Below are 15,702 nucleotides of genomic sequence, written 5' to 3'. Positions count from 1 at the left end.
TGTGAAACGAGATTTTTATCTGACCCCTGAACTCAACACCATGTCACAGGAAGAGATCCGCCAATACCAGGAGAAAAAACTGACCCGGCAGCTGGAATACTGCTACCGGTCTTCCGAATTCTACCGACGTAAATTCGATGAGGCCGGCGCCAAACCGGCCGACATCCGGACCATAGAGGACCTGAGGCGGCTTCCTATTTTCATGGTCAAGGACGATGAGAGAAGAAGCGCAGAAGAATCCCTTCAGAAATACGGCCACCCGTTCGGCCTTCATCTCTGCGCACCGGTGGACAGCCTTTACCTGACCGGGACCACCTCCGGCACCACCGGGACCCCCACCTTCAGTTATACCTTTACTGAAAAAGATATCCATTTTGTCGGCCGGCATCTGGGCCACCGGCTCTCCCTGGCAGGGGTCGGCAGGGGAGACAGGGTCGTCTTCTTCTTTGCCCTCGGGATCTATGCCACCACCATGACCCTCTGGGGTCTCAGGGGGTTGGGGGCCCTCCCGATCGATATCGACGCCAGGGCAGGGACCGATCTCCTCCTTCAATTCATCGAATTGACCCGTCCGACCTATCTGGCCTGCACCCCTTCTTTGGCCGAATTCCTGGTGGAGAAGTCTCCCAAGGTCCTCAAGAAACCGGTGGAGGCCTTCCGACTCAAAGGGTTGCTGACCACCGGAGAGGTGGGCATCGCCATCCCGGACATCAAGAGCCGCCTCGAATCGTCCTACGGATGCAGGGCCTGGGACTACTGGTCCCCCTGCGGCAACTGCATGGGCATCTCCTGTGATTCCGATGAATACCAGGGGCTCCATGCCGTGGCCCCCGACGTCTGCACCAGTTACGACGACCTGGTGGATCCCATAACCAAGGAACCGGTCGATTCGGATGTGGACGGCACCATGGGTGAAATGGTTATCACCTCCCTGGAACGGGAGGCCTGCCCTGCAGTCAAATATGCCTACGGCGACGTGGTGCAGATCTTTACAAAGGAGTGCCCTGCCTGCGGATTCACAGGGAAGCGGGCCAGGCTCATCGGCCGGGCCGATGATATGCTGATCGTCAAAGGGGTGAATGTCTATCCGGTGGCGGTCAAGGACATCATTGCCGGGTTTACGCCTGAGGTTACCGGAGAGATGCGGATTGTCCTGAATGAAAAGCCCCCCCGGGTCGTTCCGCCCATGCACATAAAGATTGAATACGCCCGGGGCATCAGCAGGGCGGACCTGCCGAATCTCGAACAGCGGATCGCCACAGCCCTCCATGATAAAATAAAGATCAGGCCCCTCATCGAGTTTGTAATTGAGGGGGCACTCCCCAGGGAAACTCGAAAGACCCCGCTCTTTGAGAAGCGGTATGAACAATGACGCCGCACAGCGGCACAAAGATTCATTATGTTACAGGGAGTTAATCCTTCCGGTGACTGAAACCAGGCAATAGGACAACGGCAACATCCATCGACTTCCAAGGCATGGCCGACCTGCCACGAGATGTTGCGATTATTTGCGAAAGGAGGTGTAAAAACCATACGCGCTGTGGACCCAATCGATTAACCAAACCCTAGATAGCTGGATAGAAGGAGAAAGGACCATGAAAACCAGATTGTTGATCGCGGCAATGATTTTCGCATGTATGGCCATCGGTCTTGCTGTGGCAATTCCGGGCCCCTCACTGGCAAAAGAAACCCCCAAACTCCTGAGCTGTACCACCTATTCCGTAGGATCCACCGGCTACGCCACCTCCATGGGACTCATGGAGGCCATCAGCAAGAATGAAGGCATCAAGGTGAAGGTGGTCCCTGCAGGCACGGACAAGGCAAAGATCCTCCCCCTCAAAAACGGCATGATGCAGCTCTCCCTCTTTACAGGCGCAGGCCAGTATTATGCCCTCATGGGCCTGGGCGACTTTGCCTCCGAAGACTGGGGTCCCCAGCCGCTTCGTCTTGTCTTTGCCTGTCCCGAGGGATCCATCGCCGGCATGATGGTTCGCGGGAACTCCGGGATCAAGACCCTGTCCGATCTGAAGGGGAAGAAGGTGGCCATGATTCCGGCCAGCCCGGCCTGCACGGCGCTTCATGAGGGCTATCTGGCCTTTGGCGGGCTCAGCCTGGATGATGTGAAGACGGTCCCGGTGTCAAGCTGGGGCGCGGCCTGGACCGCGGTCATCGACGGTTCGGCCGATACCGCCCACTGTCTCGTGGCATCCTCCAAGGCAGTGGAACTGGCCGCATCGCCCCACGGCATTCACTGGCTGCCGGCCCCCGCAGACGATACCGAAGGGTGGGCCAGGCTCAACAAGTTCTGCCCCTATCTGAAGCCCTATAATGCCACCAAAGGGGCCGGAGTGTCGGAAGAAAAGCCCGCCCAGGTGGCCTCCTATTACTACGGGCTGGTCTGCTACCCCGATCTGGATGAGGCGGTGGTATACAAACTGACCAAGGGGATATGGAACGGATATGACATCTACAGCCCCATGCACCCGTCCCTCAAGCTCTGGACCCGGGAAGGGGCCCTCGAGACCGACCGTTTCCTGAGCCCCTACCATCCCGGCGCCGTCAAATTCTTCAAGGAAGCAGGAGTCTGGACAGAGGCGCATGAAAAACGGCAGGCCGCGCTTCTGGATCAGGAAAAGGAACTGATGAAGAAATTCAAATAGGGCCTGTTGTTTGTCAATAAGTCCTTTAAAGACCTAAAGCGGGTAACCGCAACCAAAACGGCTGTGTGCTGTCCCGTCATTCCGGCATGCCCTCAGCCGGAATCCAGTCCGCCGTATTTCTGGATTCCGGCTGGAATCGTGCCGGAATGACGGAAGGCTAAGCGTGCAGTGGAAGGATGGCCATATTTTCTTGTTTTTCATGACAGAAGACCAGGGAATAAGGTACTAAATGCTGACATGCCTCAGAGGAGGGGAAGATGGCGACCTCGGGAAAAAAGGATATAAAACCTGCTGCCGGCAGGTATCGAACACTGACCGGACCGTTGCGGTGGATATTCATCCTCTTCTCCATCGCCGGAATCTTCGTGGCCGTCTATCAGCTGTATCATTTCAGTTTTCTGGGGGTCCTGGTGGGCGATGCCTATTACTACCTCTTGATCGCCCTCTTTCTTCCCCTCCTCTTTCTCATCGCACCCTTAAAAAAGGGCCTCGTTCATCAGAAGGTCCCCTGGTATGATCTCCTCTTCGCCCTCCTGAGTTTCATCGGTCCGTTCTATCTCTTTTTGAATGCCTACAAGATCGTTCAGGAGGGCTGGGAGATCGTGCCTCCCATTCAGACCTATGTCCTGGGTCTCATCCTCATGGTCATGGTCCTGGAGGCCGCCCGCCGGGCCGGGGGACTCAGCTTTGCCCTGATCTGTCTTTTTTTCACCACCTATGCCCTCTATGCCCAGCACATGCCCGGACTCCTGGAAGGGTATGGATGCGATCTGAGGCGGCTGGTGGGCTTTTTTACCATGGGCACCGAGGGGGTCACGGGTCTTCCCATGAAGGTGGTGGGCAACATCCTCATCGGTTACATGGTCTTTGCCGTGGCCCTTCAGGCCACCGGCGGCGGCAAGTTCTTCCTGGACCTGGCCACCGCCATGCTGGGGCATCTCAGGGGAGGGCCGGCCAAGATGTCCATTGTGGCCAGCGGCTTTTTCGGCAGCATCAGCGGCAGTTCCATCTCCAATGTCCTGACCACCGGGGCCATGACCATCCCGGCCATGAAACGGACCGGATATCCACCCCACTATGCCGGGGCCATCGAGGCGGCCGCCTCCACGGGCGGGGTCCTGATGCCCCCTATCATGGGCGTCACGGCCTTTGTCATGGCCGAATTCCTGGCCGTTCCCTACAGCACCGTCTGCATCGCCGCCATTGTCCCGTCGCTCCTCTATTTCGGCGGACTCTTTCTCCAGATCGACGCCTATGCGGCCAAGGCCGACCTCAAGGGCCTCCCCAAGGAGGAACTCCCTTCCATCAGGGCGAGTATCGCGGAGGGCTGGTTCTATTTGGCCGGCATGATCTTTCTGATATGGGCGCTCCTCTATCTCCACTGGGAAACCCTGGCCCCTTTCTGGGCCAGCCTGATCCTCCTGGCCGCCTGCAACCTGCGCAGGGAAACCCGGCTCACCTGGAAGAAGCTCGTTGACTTCATCGAATCGGTGGGAAAGGTCCTGACAGAGCTGGTGGCCCTCCTCTGCGCCATCGGCTCCATTATCGGGGCCCTCTCCCTCACAGGGGTGGCCCACTCCTTTTCCAGCGAGATCATCGCCCTGGCAGGGGGCAGCATCGCCCTCCTCCTGATCCTGGGGGCCTTTACCAGTTTCATCCTGGGAATGGGAATGACCATTACCGCGTGCTACGTCTTCCTGGCCCTTATCCTGGCCCCGGCCCTGGTCAAGAGCGGCCTGTATCCCCTGTCGGTACACCTCTTCATCATGTACTGGGGCATGGCCTCCTATATCACCCCGCCCGTGGCCCTGTCGGCCTTTGCAGGGGCCGGGCTGGCAGGCTCCGATCCCATGAGGACCGCTTTCAAGTCCATGCAGTTCGGCTTTGTGAAATATTTTATTCCGTTTTTCTTTGTACTGAATCCGGCCATCCTACTCCACGGCTCTGCCTGGGATGTTGTTACCAGCTTTGTGCTGGTGTGCGGCTCCGTCGTAAGCGTCAGCTATTCCCTGGAAGGGTATCTCCCCTGGTTCGGAATAGCACCCTTATGGCTGAGGACGGCTTTGTTCCTGGGAGGGCTGTGCCTCGGTCTCCCATGGTGGGGCGTCAGGGGCATCGGCCTGGCGGTCATCGCAGTGGCGCTGGCGGCCGGCTTCATTCGCCGCGCTGCCAAAGACGGCATTCCCGGACAAGTGGGATAAAACCTGAAACCTGTCAGTACCTTATTGCCAGGTTTTCTGTCACGAAAAACAAGAAAATCCCTTTGTGCGAGTCCCGCCCGCAGGCGGGATTGGTTGCGGGCATCCGCGTCAGTGTTTATTTGTCGTGCGTCTTTTTTCACTCACACAAAGGCACGAAGAACACATATGAAAAGCATTTTTTTGTTTTTTAAGGAAAAATCCTTTGTGCGCTTTGCGGTCTCTGTGTGATAAATTTTGGGTTGTGGGCGTTAGCTCGCTTTAGAGGTAATTTCAGACAATGGACATGGAAACCCCTGTTCAACACCTCCAGGATAAACGCCGTCACGCCCTCCGGATGGGTGGGTCTGACAAGGTGGCGCGGCAGCACGGCCGGGGCCGGCTCACGGCCAGGGAGCGAATCGACAGGCTCCTGGATAAAGACTCGTTTCTGGAGATGGGGCTGCTGGCCCATTCCGCGGCCCCGGGCATGGCAGACAAAACGCCTGCAGACGGCGTGATCTGCGGTTATGGAACTATCCATGGAAGACGGGTGGCCGTCATTGCCAATGACTTTACGGTCTTGGCATCCACCAATGCGGAGACCAACCTCAAGAAGACCCTTCAGTTCAAGACCCAGGTCAAACAAAAGACAAAGGTCCCCCTGATCTGGCTGGGGGAGTCGGGGGGCGCACGGATGCCGGACTGCCAGGGATCACTGGAATTCTGCTCCCTCTCGGGCGGCGGCGTGGACACCCTGGCCCCGGCCTATACCCATCTCCGGGAACAGCCCTTTATCTTTGCCGCCATGGGGGAGTGCTACGGCATCCCTGATTTCCAGGCCTCCCTGGCCGACATCGTCATCCAGGTAAAGGGGAGCGCCCTCTCGGTGTCCGGTCCCCGGGCCCTGGCCCGGGCCGTGGGACAGACCTTCTCGGGTGAAGAGATGGGGGGATGGGAGGTCCATTCCCGCATCACCGGCATGACCGACCGGGTGGTGGAAGACGACGAGGCCTGCTTGCAAATGATCCGGGAGGTTCTGACCTATTTCCCGGATCACAACGCCGAACTCCCCCATTCAAGACCCGCGCCTCAGAATGAACAGGACCTGATGGGATCTATTCTGACCCTGGTCCCCGCCGATCGTAAAAAAACCTACGACATGCATCCTGTTATCGCATGCCTGGTGGATCAGGGCAGCTGCCTGGAGCTGAAGCCCGAGTTCGGTCCCATGCTCATCACCTGCCTGGCCCGCATCAACGGAGAGGCGGTGGGGATCATCGCCAACAACCCGGCAAAAGGGGCAGGGGCCATGGATGTGAACGGCCTGGACAAGCTGACGGGTTTCCTATGCCTGTGCGATTCCCACAATCTCCCGCTCATATTCCTCCATGATACCCCCGGTCACCTGGTGGGAAAGGATGCGGAGCGGAAAAAGGTAGGGGCCAAGGTGGTGCAGGCCCAGCAGGCCCTCTTCCAGGTGACCGTGCCCAAGATCAGCATCATCATCCGCAAGAGCTACGGAAAGGCCTGCATGAACATGTGCGGTCCCGGGGCCGGTCCTGATTTTATCGTGGCATGGCCCACGGCCGAGATCGGGTTTATGGATCCGGAAATCGCCGCAGACGTGGTCTATGGCAATCTCCCCGAGGAAACCCGCCGCCGGCACCTGGAAACCATGATCGGCGAATCAAACCCCTATCCGGCCGCAGGGGCCTACTATCTTCAGGATGTCATCGATCCGAGGGATACCCGGAAATATCTCATCAATGTCCTCCATATCATCCGCGATTCAAAGGACAGGGGCATGGGCCAACACAGGCTGGCCAACTGGCCTACGAAGTTTTGACCTGGATGCTGGATGCTGGATGCTGGATACTGGATACTTGATACTGGATACTGGATACTGGATGCTGGATACTGGATGCTGGATACTGGATGGTTGATTCGGATGAGCGTGGCTTTTCCTGCCTCTGACTGACTTGTGTCTGACGCAGGATCATGTCCTCACGGGCCCTGACCTCCGCGGTCCGGGCTCCGCGCTCCGCGTTTTAAACCGTGTCGGGGTTATATCCGGAGGGCTTAGACGGTATTTTTACAGTAAAGGGGAGACCTCCCATGTGGCGGCAGGAAATAGAAGAACTCGAAAGACGAAAAGAGATCGCCTATGGATTGGGCGGCGCAAAGAATGTTCAAAAGCAGCACGAGCACGGCAAAATGACGGTCCGGGAACGGATCGATGCACTGTGCGACCCCGGGACCTTTCGCGAGCGGGGGGTCCTGGCCGGTGTTCCCACCTATGATGAACAAGATCAAACACGCCTGAAGGACCTGATCCCCTGTCCCTTTGTCATGGGGATCGCAAGGATCGACCAGAGACGGACCGCCATTCATGGGGATGATTTTACCATCAAGGGCGCATCGGTCGGACGAATGTACAAGAGCAAGGGGGCCTACTTCGTCAAGATGGCCCGGTCCCTCAGGCTCCCCATGGTGCGGCTCATCGAGGGGGCGGGCGGCTCCATCCGTGAGATCCTGGAAATCGGCTACACCGAACTCCCCAGCTCCGGGGATGAGTGCGCCCAGGACCGGGTGGAGGTCATGTCCGAGATCCCGGTGGTCTCCGCAGGCTTCGGTTCCGTGGCCGGCCTGGGGGCATTGTATATGGTCCAGAGTCATTTCTCCGTCATGGTGAGGGAAAAGGCCCACGTGTTTGTGGGAGGGCCGCCCCTGGTGAAATCGGCCTTCGGGGAGGAAATGACCAAGGAGGAGCTGGGGGGCTACCGGCTTCACACGCGCTCCACGGGCGTGGTGGACAACGACGCAAAGGACGAGGCCGACGCCCTGAATCAGGTGAAACGATTCCTCTCCTATCTCCCGTCCAATGTCTGGGAAATGCCGGTGCGACAACACTCGGTGGCGGATGATCCGGGCCGCCGGGAAGAGGACCTCGTCTCCATGATTCCCAGGGATCATCGCAAGCCCTATGACATGCGCAAGATCCTGAGGCGTATCCTCGACAGGGGCTCCATCTTTGAGATCGGCAGATACCAGGGCCGGTCCCAGATCACGGCCCTGGCCCGGCTCAACGGCTATCCCGTGGGGGTCCTGGCCAACGACCCCAACTTCTGGGGCGGGTCCTTCAATTACGATGTGGCGGAAAAATTCCAGCGGTTCATCGACATGTGCGACACCTTTCATCTCCCCATTGTCAATCTCCCGGACCAGCCCGGATTCACCGTCGGGAAACGGAGCGAGGAACAGGGGACCATCCGGAAGGGGGTGCGGGCCAGTTTTGCCATGATCCAGGCCACCGTCCCCATGGCCGTGGTATATATCCGCAAGTGTTTCGGCGTGGCCGGGGGGGCCCAGAAGAGCGGTATCCGCCTGAGCTGGCGCTATGCCTGGCCGTCTGCCGTGTGGGGAAATATCCCTGTGGAGGGGGGCGTGTACGCGGCCCACCGGCGGGAGATCGAATCATCGGACGACCCGGATGCCTGCCTCAAAAAACTCCAGGAGACCTACCGGGCCATCTCATCCCCCTTCCGCACGGCAGAGGCCTTCGGCATCGAGGACGTCATCGACCCGAGAGAGACCCGGTCCCTCCTCTGCGAATGGGTGGAAATGGCCTACGAAGTGGAACGAACCCACCTCGGCCCCAAGAAGAGGGGGATGCGGTGCTGATCAGATAAATGCACTCGCGGTCTATCGCGCTCCCAAATTAGAACCGTAAGCCAAATCCCGTGTTTTGACGTCAGCCCATGTCAAATGATGGAGATGGCACCCACCGGGCACCCATTCACGGCTTTCTTGGCGCAGTCCTCTTCTTCTTCGGGCACGGTATCCACCTGCACCTTTGAGATACCGTCCACTACTTTAAAAAGTTTTGGACATGTGGATTCACACTCTCCCGATCCCACGCAGACATCTGCATCGACATTTACTTTCATTCCTGTTTTCCCCCTTAATTACAGTAGATTCACCTATTGCCTATCACCTCTCGATCCCCTGAACGCTGGCACAATATTTCGGCCTTCGTGCCATTTGATTTCACCAGGACCATGCATCGATGGCTGTCACAACATTGCCATCCCTGTTTCCTGCTTATCATTTGTTCAAACCGGGGGGATATGGGTTAAGGAATGTATTTGGGGACAAGAGGAAGGGTATTTGGCCCCATCATGGATTCTGTCACAATACCCTTCATGAACTTGATTTTCATAGGCTTATTGCCGCCCGTTCCGCAGCGATCAGGGCGCCTTCATCCCCCAGGACATCGCCGTTATCGAAGAAGTAGACCTTCGGGGGCTTCAACACGGCCCGGGGCAGGTTCCGCGTCTGGAGCACATAAGGTGTAATGGTTCGCATGTGTCCACTTTATCCTCAACTATAAAATGGCCAAGGCTATTTTGTACTACGATAACATATAGCCATAAGAACTGCGGGAAAGTCCTGACATAACGGAACACTTCTCTGCTTTCGGAATGGCCCTTCCGCTGTGACGGCCGGAGCGGTGAAAGACGCCATATACCCCCTTCCCCCTATCGGTAGCCATTTTTGTCAGGGATCACCCCGCGTGCACCGCCTCTCGGATTCGGGGTTTCACCATCCCGTCTTGGGATCAGATAAATATGGGCCATGCATAATGATCTGGCCTGCGGATGTGTCACAGCTGATATTGAATCCGGTGACCCGGGATCATTCTCCGTCCCAATGGCAGACCCCTTTATGGATTGTCAGGCTTTCTTGGCTGAGTCACAGGTATCAGGGGGGGTCTGTTCCGCAGCTTCTCTCAGAATATGAAAACCGCCGCGCAGCACAACAATTGCTATGGCAAGACCGATAACCAGATCAGGATAGCGACTGCTCAACGCCCAAACCAGAACGCCCGACACGATAATGCCGACATTGGCAATGACATCGTTTGTCGAAAATATGAGTGACGCCCGCATGTGCACGCCCCCGTCACGATGTTTCGATAGAAGACGAAGACAGGCGATATTGGCAAACAATGCAATCATACCGACGCCCATCATAAGGCCGCCTACCGGCTCACTGCCAAGGATGAATCGTCTGAGAACGTCAGCCAGAACCAACAGCGCGAGAAGTATCTGGGTATAACCGCTTAATTTTGCAGACGAGGCTTTTAGAGAGCTGCTTTTCCCAACCGCGTATAGACTGATTGCATATACGGAAGCATCGGCGAACATGTCTAGGGAATCGGCAATAAGCCCCGTGGATTGCGCAACCAGGCCCACGGCTAGTTCAAATACGAACATGAACGCATTAATCCCAAGCACGATCACGAGCGTTTTTCGCTCCTGCTCGTTTCGCGCCTCCATTTCACAGCCACAATCCGACAATGCGACCTCCTGGTAATGGGTGAAAGGCACCTAATGCCCGGCTTCACAGAGCGCGGCGTTTTGCCTCGCGCTGGAAGAGATGGTTATGAATCTTCTTTATATGATCCACCGGCACTTTCAGGGCTGAGAGTGCCACCTTTTTTCACTCGCACCAGAGTGAACGTATGATCGTTTACTCTGGCAACGGTCTCATACGGGTAGAGATCGGGTATTGCAGCTCCGGCCTCCTTGAGATTGATCACCTTCATCTGTCGCTCCAGTCATATGGCCCGACGCCATCCGAAGTAGTGCGCCGAACGTTTCAATTAAGATTCGGCCCGCTTGTCTTTTTGTCTCTTAAGGCAGGGCAAAGATTTGGATATCTCCCTCACATGCCCCCTTATCACGCATAAGGCACCCCTCGATTTCAGGGCGCATCGCATATGTTATACCCAGGGCGTCCAGCCAGCATCCGATTCGAAACATGACCCCGCAACTGTATCCGTCGATCATCCCGATTTGTTTCATCCCCTTGTAGGCAAAGCATTGCCGGTTTTCCCATCGCCAATGTATGAGGCCCCTTGCTGGAGAGATAAAGCGGCTCTTTTCAAATACGGACGTCGGCAGAATTAACTCCAGGGTCCTGAACATAAAATCCTTGAGACTGTCGAATGTTGCAAGGCCTTTACCGTCTATTCCCAGTAGTCGTTTGGCCCGTTCCATCTCTATGGGTGCCATGGCCTGGATTGCCGCCTTGTTTATTTCATTCGCCTTCTCGATACCGAACTGTCGGCAGGTGTGGTAAAACCACATGGCATCGTGTGTAAGCCACCCTTTTCCCAACAAATCCCTGATATCCGATTTTTCGAGTCCATCCAATCCGCTCATGTTACCCCCTTTGCGGGCGAGGCGTTCAGCCCTCGACAACATCCCATGTCAAAACAGAATTTGACATTGCATTTACCCTGTCGGGCGATCGAGGAGACTGTAAACACCGGCCCCATTTCATGGGCCATGCCCAGGGCCCCTAACCGCCTGCCGCGGTTCGCTGCATGATGCCATGCATCTGCATGTTCGATTCTGAGGGTCGTGACATGCCTTCTCCTTGTTTTGACAGTCGAGCACGAACCAACAGCAGACTTGGCCTTTTCCCCCTTGTTTCGGTCTAATCGCGGAATTGCTTTTGGCAGGAATTCCCGTCCGAATGAATGACATTTTCTTGTGCCGGCCTACGCCCTTTTGGCAATGACTGCAAATTCGGTCGAATTCTTATCATACGGAGTCCCCGCGACGTCCGAATAAATCCCCTCAATGGAAAATCCAGCCCGAACCAACTCCCTCTCCAAGTCCTCCACGGCAAAATATTGGAGCCAGTTGTATACCGTCCTAGTGCGCTCCGCCTCGACAATCGTGTACTTGTCAAGAGTAACCTTCTCTTCATAATATTTGAAGGTATTTAGAAAGCCATAGTACTTGTCCGGCGACCAGAATCCATTCAGCAGGTTTTCTTCGTACTTGGCTATCTCGTCCTTTTGCTCGAACGCCGCCAGGGAATAGACATCAAGAAGCACTGAGCCGCCCGGCTCCAGAATCCTGTGAAATTTGTTCAGAATTCCTTCTCTTTGTGTCGGGCTGAGGGCGCAGAAGTCGCACATGATCATCAGCACAAGGTTGAACCGATCTTCCGTCTCGAAGTCAAGGTAATTCTGTTTCACGTAGTTGATGTTCAACTGCTCGCGGGCGGCGACTTCCTTTGCGTACGCGATGGACCTTTCCGAGAAATCGATGCCCGTCACTCGCGCTCTGTGCTTTGCCAAGCGCGTCGTGTACAATCCCGGACCGCAGCCAAAATCCACAACAGTGCAGTCCCTGTCGATATTGAATCGGGACGCGATCCATTCCACCGATCGATGGATGAACTCCGTTTTCCGCGATGAAACATCGATAGTCTCATTGAGGTGAAACGAAAGCATCTGCCCTGACGTATGCGCGTCTGTCCACAGATCACCTGCCGAGTAATATTCAAAAGGATCAGGGCGTTCGTTGATTTTCGCCAACTCTTCAAACATCGTCTCTTTCATCACTAATATTTAACTCATCCCGGGCCTGGATATCTCCGAAAACCCTGTGACGCTCTCCCCCGGATCATGATGTGGTGCAATAGGCCGGGTGCGTCTAATCGTACTGTTCTCGACATGCCCGAGATATGATCCGGTCATTGAATATCTGTCCGGTTATTTAGTTTCTTATGGATTGTCCCGGAAGTCCTGCCAAGCCAATTGATTTGGCCCGACCCCAGCCACCAGCCACCACAGCGTGCCCATATCACATATCATGCTGTTTGCTATGATGCGGCAACGTGCTCAATATCTTCGTAAGCCATTTCATCAATCTGACTGATCTCCCAATTAGTTTGTAAATTTAACCAAAAACGAGGTCCGCCTCCTAAAGCCTTCGAAAGCTTCATTGCCATTTGCGCACTTATGCCTCTCTTACCACGACATATTTCATTGATTGTTTTTGGTAACACCCCGATATGTTTTGCGAGTGCTGATTGAGAAAGACCTATCTCGTCAAGTTCATCTCTCAGCACTTCACCGGGATGCACCGGAGTATAATGTATTTGATTCATTTCTTTATCTCCCTTTTAATGGTAGTCTACAATCTCGACATCTACCGCATTTTCCTTTTCTCATTTGAAACAAATACGATATTGATCATTGATTCGTAGGCTATATTGACCGTGCCTTTCTCCTTTCAGTTTTTCAAAACGATTCCCTCGTATTTCTTGCAAATCTTTCATTGAGGTGACAGCCCCCAAACGAGCGAGTTTTATTTGAGCTCTCCGGTGCATCTCCCTCGGAAGCGTTCGCAGAGCTTCCTTTGTGACGCTGCCATAATTGATATCTTCGGTTCCTTTGGTTTTGAAATTCTGAATAGCCATTTTTTGTCTTAGGAGGATTTAACCCAATTATACCGGAAGCCGGTATACCAGTCAATGGGTATTTCAGGGAAGACTAAATCTCGATGCAAAAAGGGATGTGATTTTGATCTACTTTAAATTACGGTAAAATATAACGCCGATGTCAGCAGCGCCCGCGGTTTTTAAGACGTCTGCTGGACTGAGAGGTGTGCGCCCCCGTCCCGTCTGCCCTATAGCGGGGGGCCGCGAGGCACCGTCTGAAGTTTACCCGCCTCTGGCGGGGTTGGCTGCCTTCGGCAGGTTTAGCCGCCTGTGGCATGGGAGCCCGAGTGCAAAGCTGTGAGGCCAGCTTTCAAGCGGGTTTGTGTAGTCACGCCATGGCGTGATTCACGTCCTTTTTATCCGCCTCAGGCGGAATCCGGGGAGATCTGTCTCACTTGCCGCTATCACAGGGTGGCTTCCAGCCCGGACCCAACCAATGACGCAAGGTTTGGGCTTTATCGATGAAGTCGCCAGGGTTGGCAAAACTCCTTTTCATTTGAAATGTATCCCCAGTAGCGTGCATTCAGACTGAACAGAGAGAATCTTACTTTCTAAACAGCGTTCCGCTGCCACACAGAAAGAAGTTTGTCATGTTAGTCAACAACGTCCTGTAGGTCCCCTGCGAGAAGTCTTCCTCTGACAAGTGACCTTTTGATGGGTACCCCTCATATCCACCCACTCCTTATCCCACGCAATCCCTCGCACCGTCTCGAGATGAAGCGTCCCCGGCGCCCGGTCTGCCTCCTCCCGGCGTGATATTCCCACGGCCTCATCCATGTCCGCCGATTTGGCCCCCTATCTGTCGGCAGTGGGTAATTGACGAAGAAAATACCGCAACCACACGTGAGCCATGATCAACCTTATCCATTCGTTCCAGAAACTTACTTTCTTTCCAGCGCCCCGCTCTCATACCCCCAATCTCATGGATGCATTTTTTCATGACCGTCTCCCTATGGCAAGCCATGACGTAAGTAGCACGCTATTTATCGCCATGCTACGTCAGGAAAATATCTTGACGATCGATGGTGAGATGAATAAACTAAGTTCATTGAACCCATATTTGGAGGCATCTTATGCAGACCGTCAATATCCACGAGGCAAAAACACATCTATCGCGGCTGGTGGACGAGGCTGCCAAGGGAAATGTTTTTATCATTGCCAAGGCCGGGAAGCCGATGGTCAAGGTGTTACCGCTGTCCGGTGAGGAACCGGATACAACTAAAAAGCTGGGCTTTATGTCGGGTGAGATTGCGGTTCCGGATGATTTTGATTCTCTTGGGGCAAAGGAAATCACCGATCTGTTTGAAGGTAAGCCATCGTGAAACTGCTCTTGGATACCCATATCGTCCTGTGGGCTGCAGGCCAACCGGAAAGGCTCTCGGAATCAGCCCGAACGCTCCTGACAACGCCTGAAAATATCTTGTTTTTCAGCGTGGCCAGCATATGGGAGATCGTTATCAAGCGTGGGCTGGGGCGCGACGACTTCAAGGTGAATCCACGACGCCTGAGGGACATGCTGATCGCGCATGGTTACTCCGAGTTGCCTGTTGGCGCAGAGCATGTCCTTGCCGTCGAATCACTCCCGCCGATGCACAAAGACCCGTTTGATCGCCTGTTGCTCGCCCAGGCCCGAACAGAGGGGATGATTCTCCTCACAGTTGACGCATCCGTTTCCCAATACAAAGAATCCGTGCTGACCGTCTAACATTATCGCGGGAGATCGTTCGCCGGTGCCTGCCCCGGTTCATCACATGGTACCACGCCTCTGCATATTCGCTTCTGAGAGGTGGTGACACGTTTTCTCTTTATCACATCATCATTCAAGAGTTGACGGCAGGCCCCCACCTATGTGGCTTCTGACAGGCGTTTCAGGGAATAGACGCCGTCCAACCCCTGAATCAGTCGCGGGCGTTTTTCGTGTTTGGATGAAAAATGGCCCTTGAACCCCTGATAGACCCGCGAGACGAACTCCTTGGTACCAATGATCCCGCTGTCTGTAAAGTACCGGGTCCGAAATCGGAACCGATCCACGTTGCTTAGTTCCAAGCCTTTCGAGCGATCTTTCACGTCCGGTATCAACCCGCCTTTTTCATAGACAAACCGCCTGTAGAAGGCCAGTCGTGCCCTGGCATTTGTGTGCGCAAATTCTCTCAGCCCAAAATCAGTTGAAAGAAACCGGTCCCGGTTCTGGGTCTGGGCATGATACCCCAGAGAACACCAGCGATACGCCTCAGGCCTTTTTGCGATACCGGCCCGGATGGGATTGAGATCGATATAGGCCAGGCAGTTGATCAGGGTGTCGCCATTATCCACGATCACGCTTTTGAAGCGTTCTGACCAGAAAAAGCCTTTTCGGTGGTGCCGACGATTGTAATACCTTGAAAAACCTTGTTTAATCTCTTTTATGAACTCCGATAGGGAGGCCCACTTTCTCCTTAACCCGGGAATCCCTTTCTCTTCCAGGTCCCTTTTCTCATCATCGCCATAGTAGAGCTTGAACCGTCGTTTGATCTCTTCGTCCGAATATTCACTCCCAGGATGCATCCGCACCAAGAGGT

General features: G+C 55.0%; 16 protein-coding genes. 7 read left to right on the top strand and 9 right to left on the bottom strand.

Features of this window, described 5'->3' with window-relative positions:
* Nucleotide 1: 1 nt before the first annotated feature.
* The 5 genes from K9N21_19935 to K9N21_19915 all read left to right on the top strand — a co-directional run bounded on the left by K9N21_19935 (nucleotide 2) and on the right by K9N21_19915 (nucleotide 8,521).
* Nucleotides 2-1,372, top strand: coding sequence for a phenylacetate--CoA ligase family protein (locus tag K9N21_19935; GenBank protein ID MCF8146185.1), 1,371 nt, complete (start codon nucleotides 2-4; stop codon nucleotides 1,370-1,372).
* Between the two features lie 223 nt (nucleotides 1,373-1,595).
* Nucleotides 1,596-2,660, top strand: a complete 1,065-nt coding sequence (locus tag K9N21_19930) for a TAXI family TRAP transporter solute-binding subunit (protein MCF8146184.1) — start codon at nucleotides 1,596-1,598, stop codon at nucleotides 2,658-2,660.
* 257 nt (nucleotides 2,661-2,917) lie between these two features.
* Nucleotides 2,918-4,861 (top strand): TRAP transporter fused permease subunit, encoded by a 1,944-nt coding sequence (locus tag K9N21_19925; GenBank protein ID MCF8146183.1) that lies wholly within the window; start codon nucleotides 2,918-2,920, stop codon nucleotides 4,859-4,861.
* Between the two features lie 277 nt (nucleotides 4,862-5,138).
* Nucleotides 5,139-6,686 (top strand): carboxyl transferase, encoded by a 1,548-nt coding sequence (locus K9N21_19920; GenBank protein MCF8146182.1) that lies wholly within the window; start codon nucleotides 5,139-5,141, stop codon nucleotides 6,684-6,686.
* Between the two features lie 269 nt (nucleotides 6,687-6,955).
* Nucleotides 6,956-8,521, top strand: a complete 1,566-nt coding sequence (locus K9N21_19915; protein ID MCF8146181.1) for a carboxyl transferase — start codon at nucleotides 6,956-6,958, stop codon at nucleotides 8,519-8,521.
* Nucleotides 8,522-8,601: 80 nt separating this feature from the next.
* Here K9N21_19915 and K9N21_19910 read toward each other — a convergent pair whose 3' ends face one another.
* From K9N21_19910 to K9N21_19875, 8 genes are all read right to left on the bottom strand, one after another.
* Nucleotides 8,602-8,787, bottom strand: coding sequence for a ferredoxin (locus tag K9N21_19910; GenBank protein ID MCF8146180.1), 186 nt, complete (start codon nucleotides 8,785-8,787; stop codon nucleotides 8,602-8,604).
* A 268-nt stretch (nucleotides 8,788-9,055) separates the two neighbouring features.
* Nucleotides 9,056-9,205 (bottom strand): hypothetical protein, encoded by a 150-nt coding sequence (locus K9N21_19905; GenBank protein ID MCF8146179.1) that lies wholly within the window; start codon nucleotides 9,203-9,205, stop codon nucleotides 9,056-9,058.
* Between the two features lie 368 nt (nucleotides 9,206-9,573).
* The gene (locus K9N21_19900) at nucleotides 9,574-10,200 is read right to left on the bottom strand and encodes a cation transporter (GenBank protein MCF8146178.1); all 627 of its coding nucleotides are present in this window, start codon (nucleotides 10,198-10,200) and stop codon (nucleotides 9,574-9,576) included.
* Nucleotides 10,201-10,283: 83 nt separating this feature from the next.
* The gene (locus K9N21_19895; protein ID MCF8146177.1) at nucleotides 10,284-10,448 is read right to left on the bottom strand and encodes a hypothetical protein; all 165 of its coding nucleotides are present in this window, start codon (nucleotides 10,446-10,448) and stop codon (nucleotides 10,284-10,286) included.
* A gap of 88 nt (nucleotides 10,449-10,536) precedes the next feature.
* Entirely contained in the window at nucleotides 10,537-11,067 is a 531-nt protein-coding gene (locus tag K9N21_19890; protein MCF8146176.1) for a DUF6125 family protein, read from the bottom strand.
* A gap of 341 nt (nucleotides 11,068-11,408) precedes the next feature.
* On the bottom strand, nucleotides 11,409-12,248 hold the full coding sequence (locus tag K9N21_19885) for a class I SAM-dependent methyltransferase (protein ID MCF8146175.1): 840 nt from the start codon (nucleotides 12,246-12,248) through the stop codon (nucleotides 11,409-11,411).
* A 275-nt stretch (nucleotides 12,249-12,523) separates the two neighbouring features.
* A complete protein-coding gene (locus tag K9N21_19880; GenBank protein ID MCF8146174.1) occupies nucleotides 12,524-12,811 on the bottom strand; it encodes a HigA family addiction module antidote protein in 288 nt (95 codons plus the stop codon).
* 60 nt (nucleotides 12,812-12,871) lie between these two features.
* On the bottom strand, nucleotides 12,872-13,123 hold the full coding sequence (locus K9N21_19875) for a type II toxin-antitoxin system RelE/ParE family toxin (GenBank protein MCF8146173.1): 252 nt from the start codon (nucleotides 13,121-13,123) through the stop codon (nucleotides 12,872-12,874).
* Between the two features lie 1,094 nt (nucleotides 13,124-14,217).
* Here K9N21_19875 and K9N21_19870 point away from each other — a divergent pair.
* Both K9N21_19870 and K9N21_19865 read left to right on the top strand, forming a co-directional pair.
* Nucleotides 14,218-14,466: a type II toxin-antitoxin system prevent-host-death family antitoxin gene (locus tag K9N21_19870; GenBank protein MCF8146172.1), complete on the top strand. Its 249-nt coding sequence runs from the start codon at nucleotides 14,218-14,220 to the stop codon at nucleotides 14,464-14,466.
* Nucleotides 14,463-14,849: a type II toxin-antitoxin system VapC family toxin gene (locus K9N21_19865; GenBank protein ID MCF8146171.1), complete on the top strand. Its 387-nt coding sequence runs from the start codon at nucleotides 14,463-14,465 to the stop codon at nucleotides 14,847-14,849. The genes K9N21_19870 and K9N21_19865 overlap by 4 nt, the downstream gene beginning before the upstream one ends.
* 140 nt (nucleotides 14,850-14,989) lie before the next feature.
* Here the strand turns inward: K9N21_19865 and K9N21_19860 are convergent.
* Nucleotides 14,990-15,702 (bottom strand): hypothetical protein (locus K9N21_19860; GenBank protein ID MCF8146170.1); only part of this gene is annotated, 713 nt, incomplete at its 5' end.

This window comes from Deltaproteobacteria bacterium, from assembly GCA_021737785.1.
GTDB lineage: Bacteria > Desulfobacterota > DSM-4660 > Desulfatiglandales > Desulfatiglandaceae > AUK324.
Note: the sequence above shows the minus strand (reverse complement) of the source record. Positions and strands in the feature narration are given on the sequence as shown.

What these genes read in the sequence shown, in the direction of transcription:
- K9N21_19930 (MCF8146184.1), top strand. Translation starts at nt 1,596, where the DNA reads ATGAAAACCAGATTGTTGATCGCGGCAATGATTTTCGCATGTATGGCC.
- K9N21_19925 (MCF8146183.1), top strand. Translation starts at nt 2,918, where the DNA reads ATGGCGACCTCGGGAAAAAAGGATATAAAACCTGCTGCCGGCAGGTAT.
- K9N21_19920 (MCF8146182.1), top strand. Translation starts at nt 5,139, where the DNA reads ATGGACATGGAAACCCCTGTTCAACACCTCCAGGATAAACGCCGTCAC.
- K9N21_19915 (MCF8146181.1), top strand. Translation starts at nt 6,956, where the DNA reads ATGTGGCGGCAGGAAATAGAAGAACTCGAAAGACGAAAAGAGATCGCC.
- K9N21_19910 (MCF8146180.1), bottom strand. Translation starts at nt 8,787, where the DNA reads ATGAAAGTAAATGTCGATGCAGATGTCTGCGTGGGATCGGGAGAGTGT.
- K9N21_19905 (MCF8146179.1), bottom strand. Translation starts at nt 9,205, where the DNA reads ATGCGAACCATTACACCTTATGTGCTCCAGACGCGGAACCTGCCCCGG.
- K9N21_19895 (MCF8146177.1), bottom strand. Translation starts at nt 10,448, where the DNA reads ATGAAGGTGATCAATCTCAAGGAGGCCGGAGCTGCAATACCCGATCTC.
- K9N21_19890 (MCF8146176.1), bottom strand. Translation starts at nt 11,067, where the DNA reads ATGAGCGGATTGGATGGACTCGAAAAATCGGATATCAGGGATTTGTTG.
- K9N21_19885 (MCF8146175.1), bottom strand. Translation starts at nt 12,248, where the DNA reads ATGTTTGAAGAGTTGGCGAAAATCAACGAACGCCCTGATCCTTTTGAA.
- K9N21_19880 (MCF8146174.1), bottom strand. Translation starts at nt 12,811, where the DNA reads ATGAATCAAATACATTATACTCCGGTGCATCCCGGTGAAGTGCTGAGA.
- K9N21_19875 (MCF8146173.1), bottom strand. Translation starts at nt 13,123, where the DNA reads ATGGCTATTCAGAATTTCAAAACCAAAGGAACCGAAGATATCAATTAT.
- K9N21_19870 (MCF8146172.1), top strand. Translation starts at nt 14,218, where the DNA reads ATGCAGACCGTCAATATCCACGAGGCAAAAACACATCTATCGCGGCTG.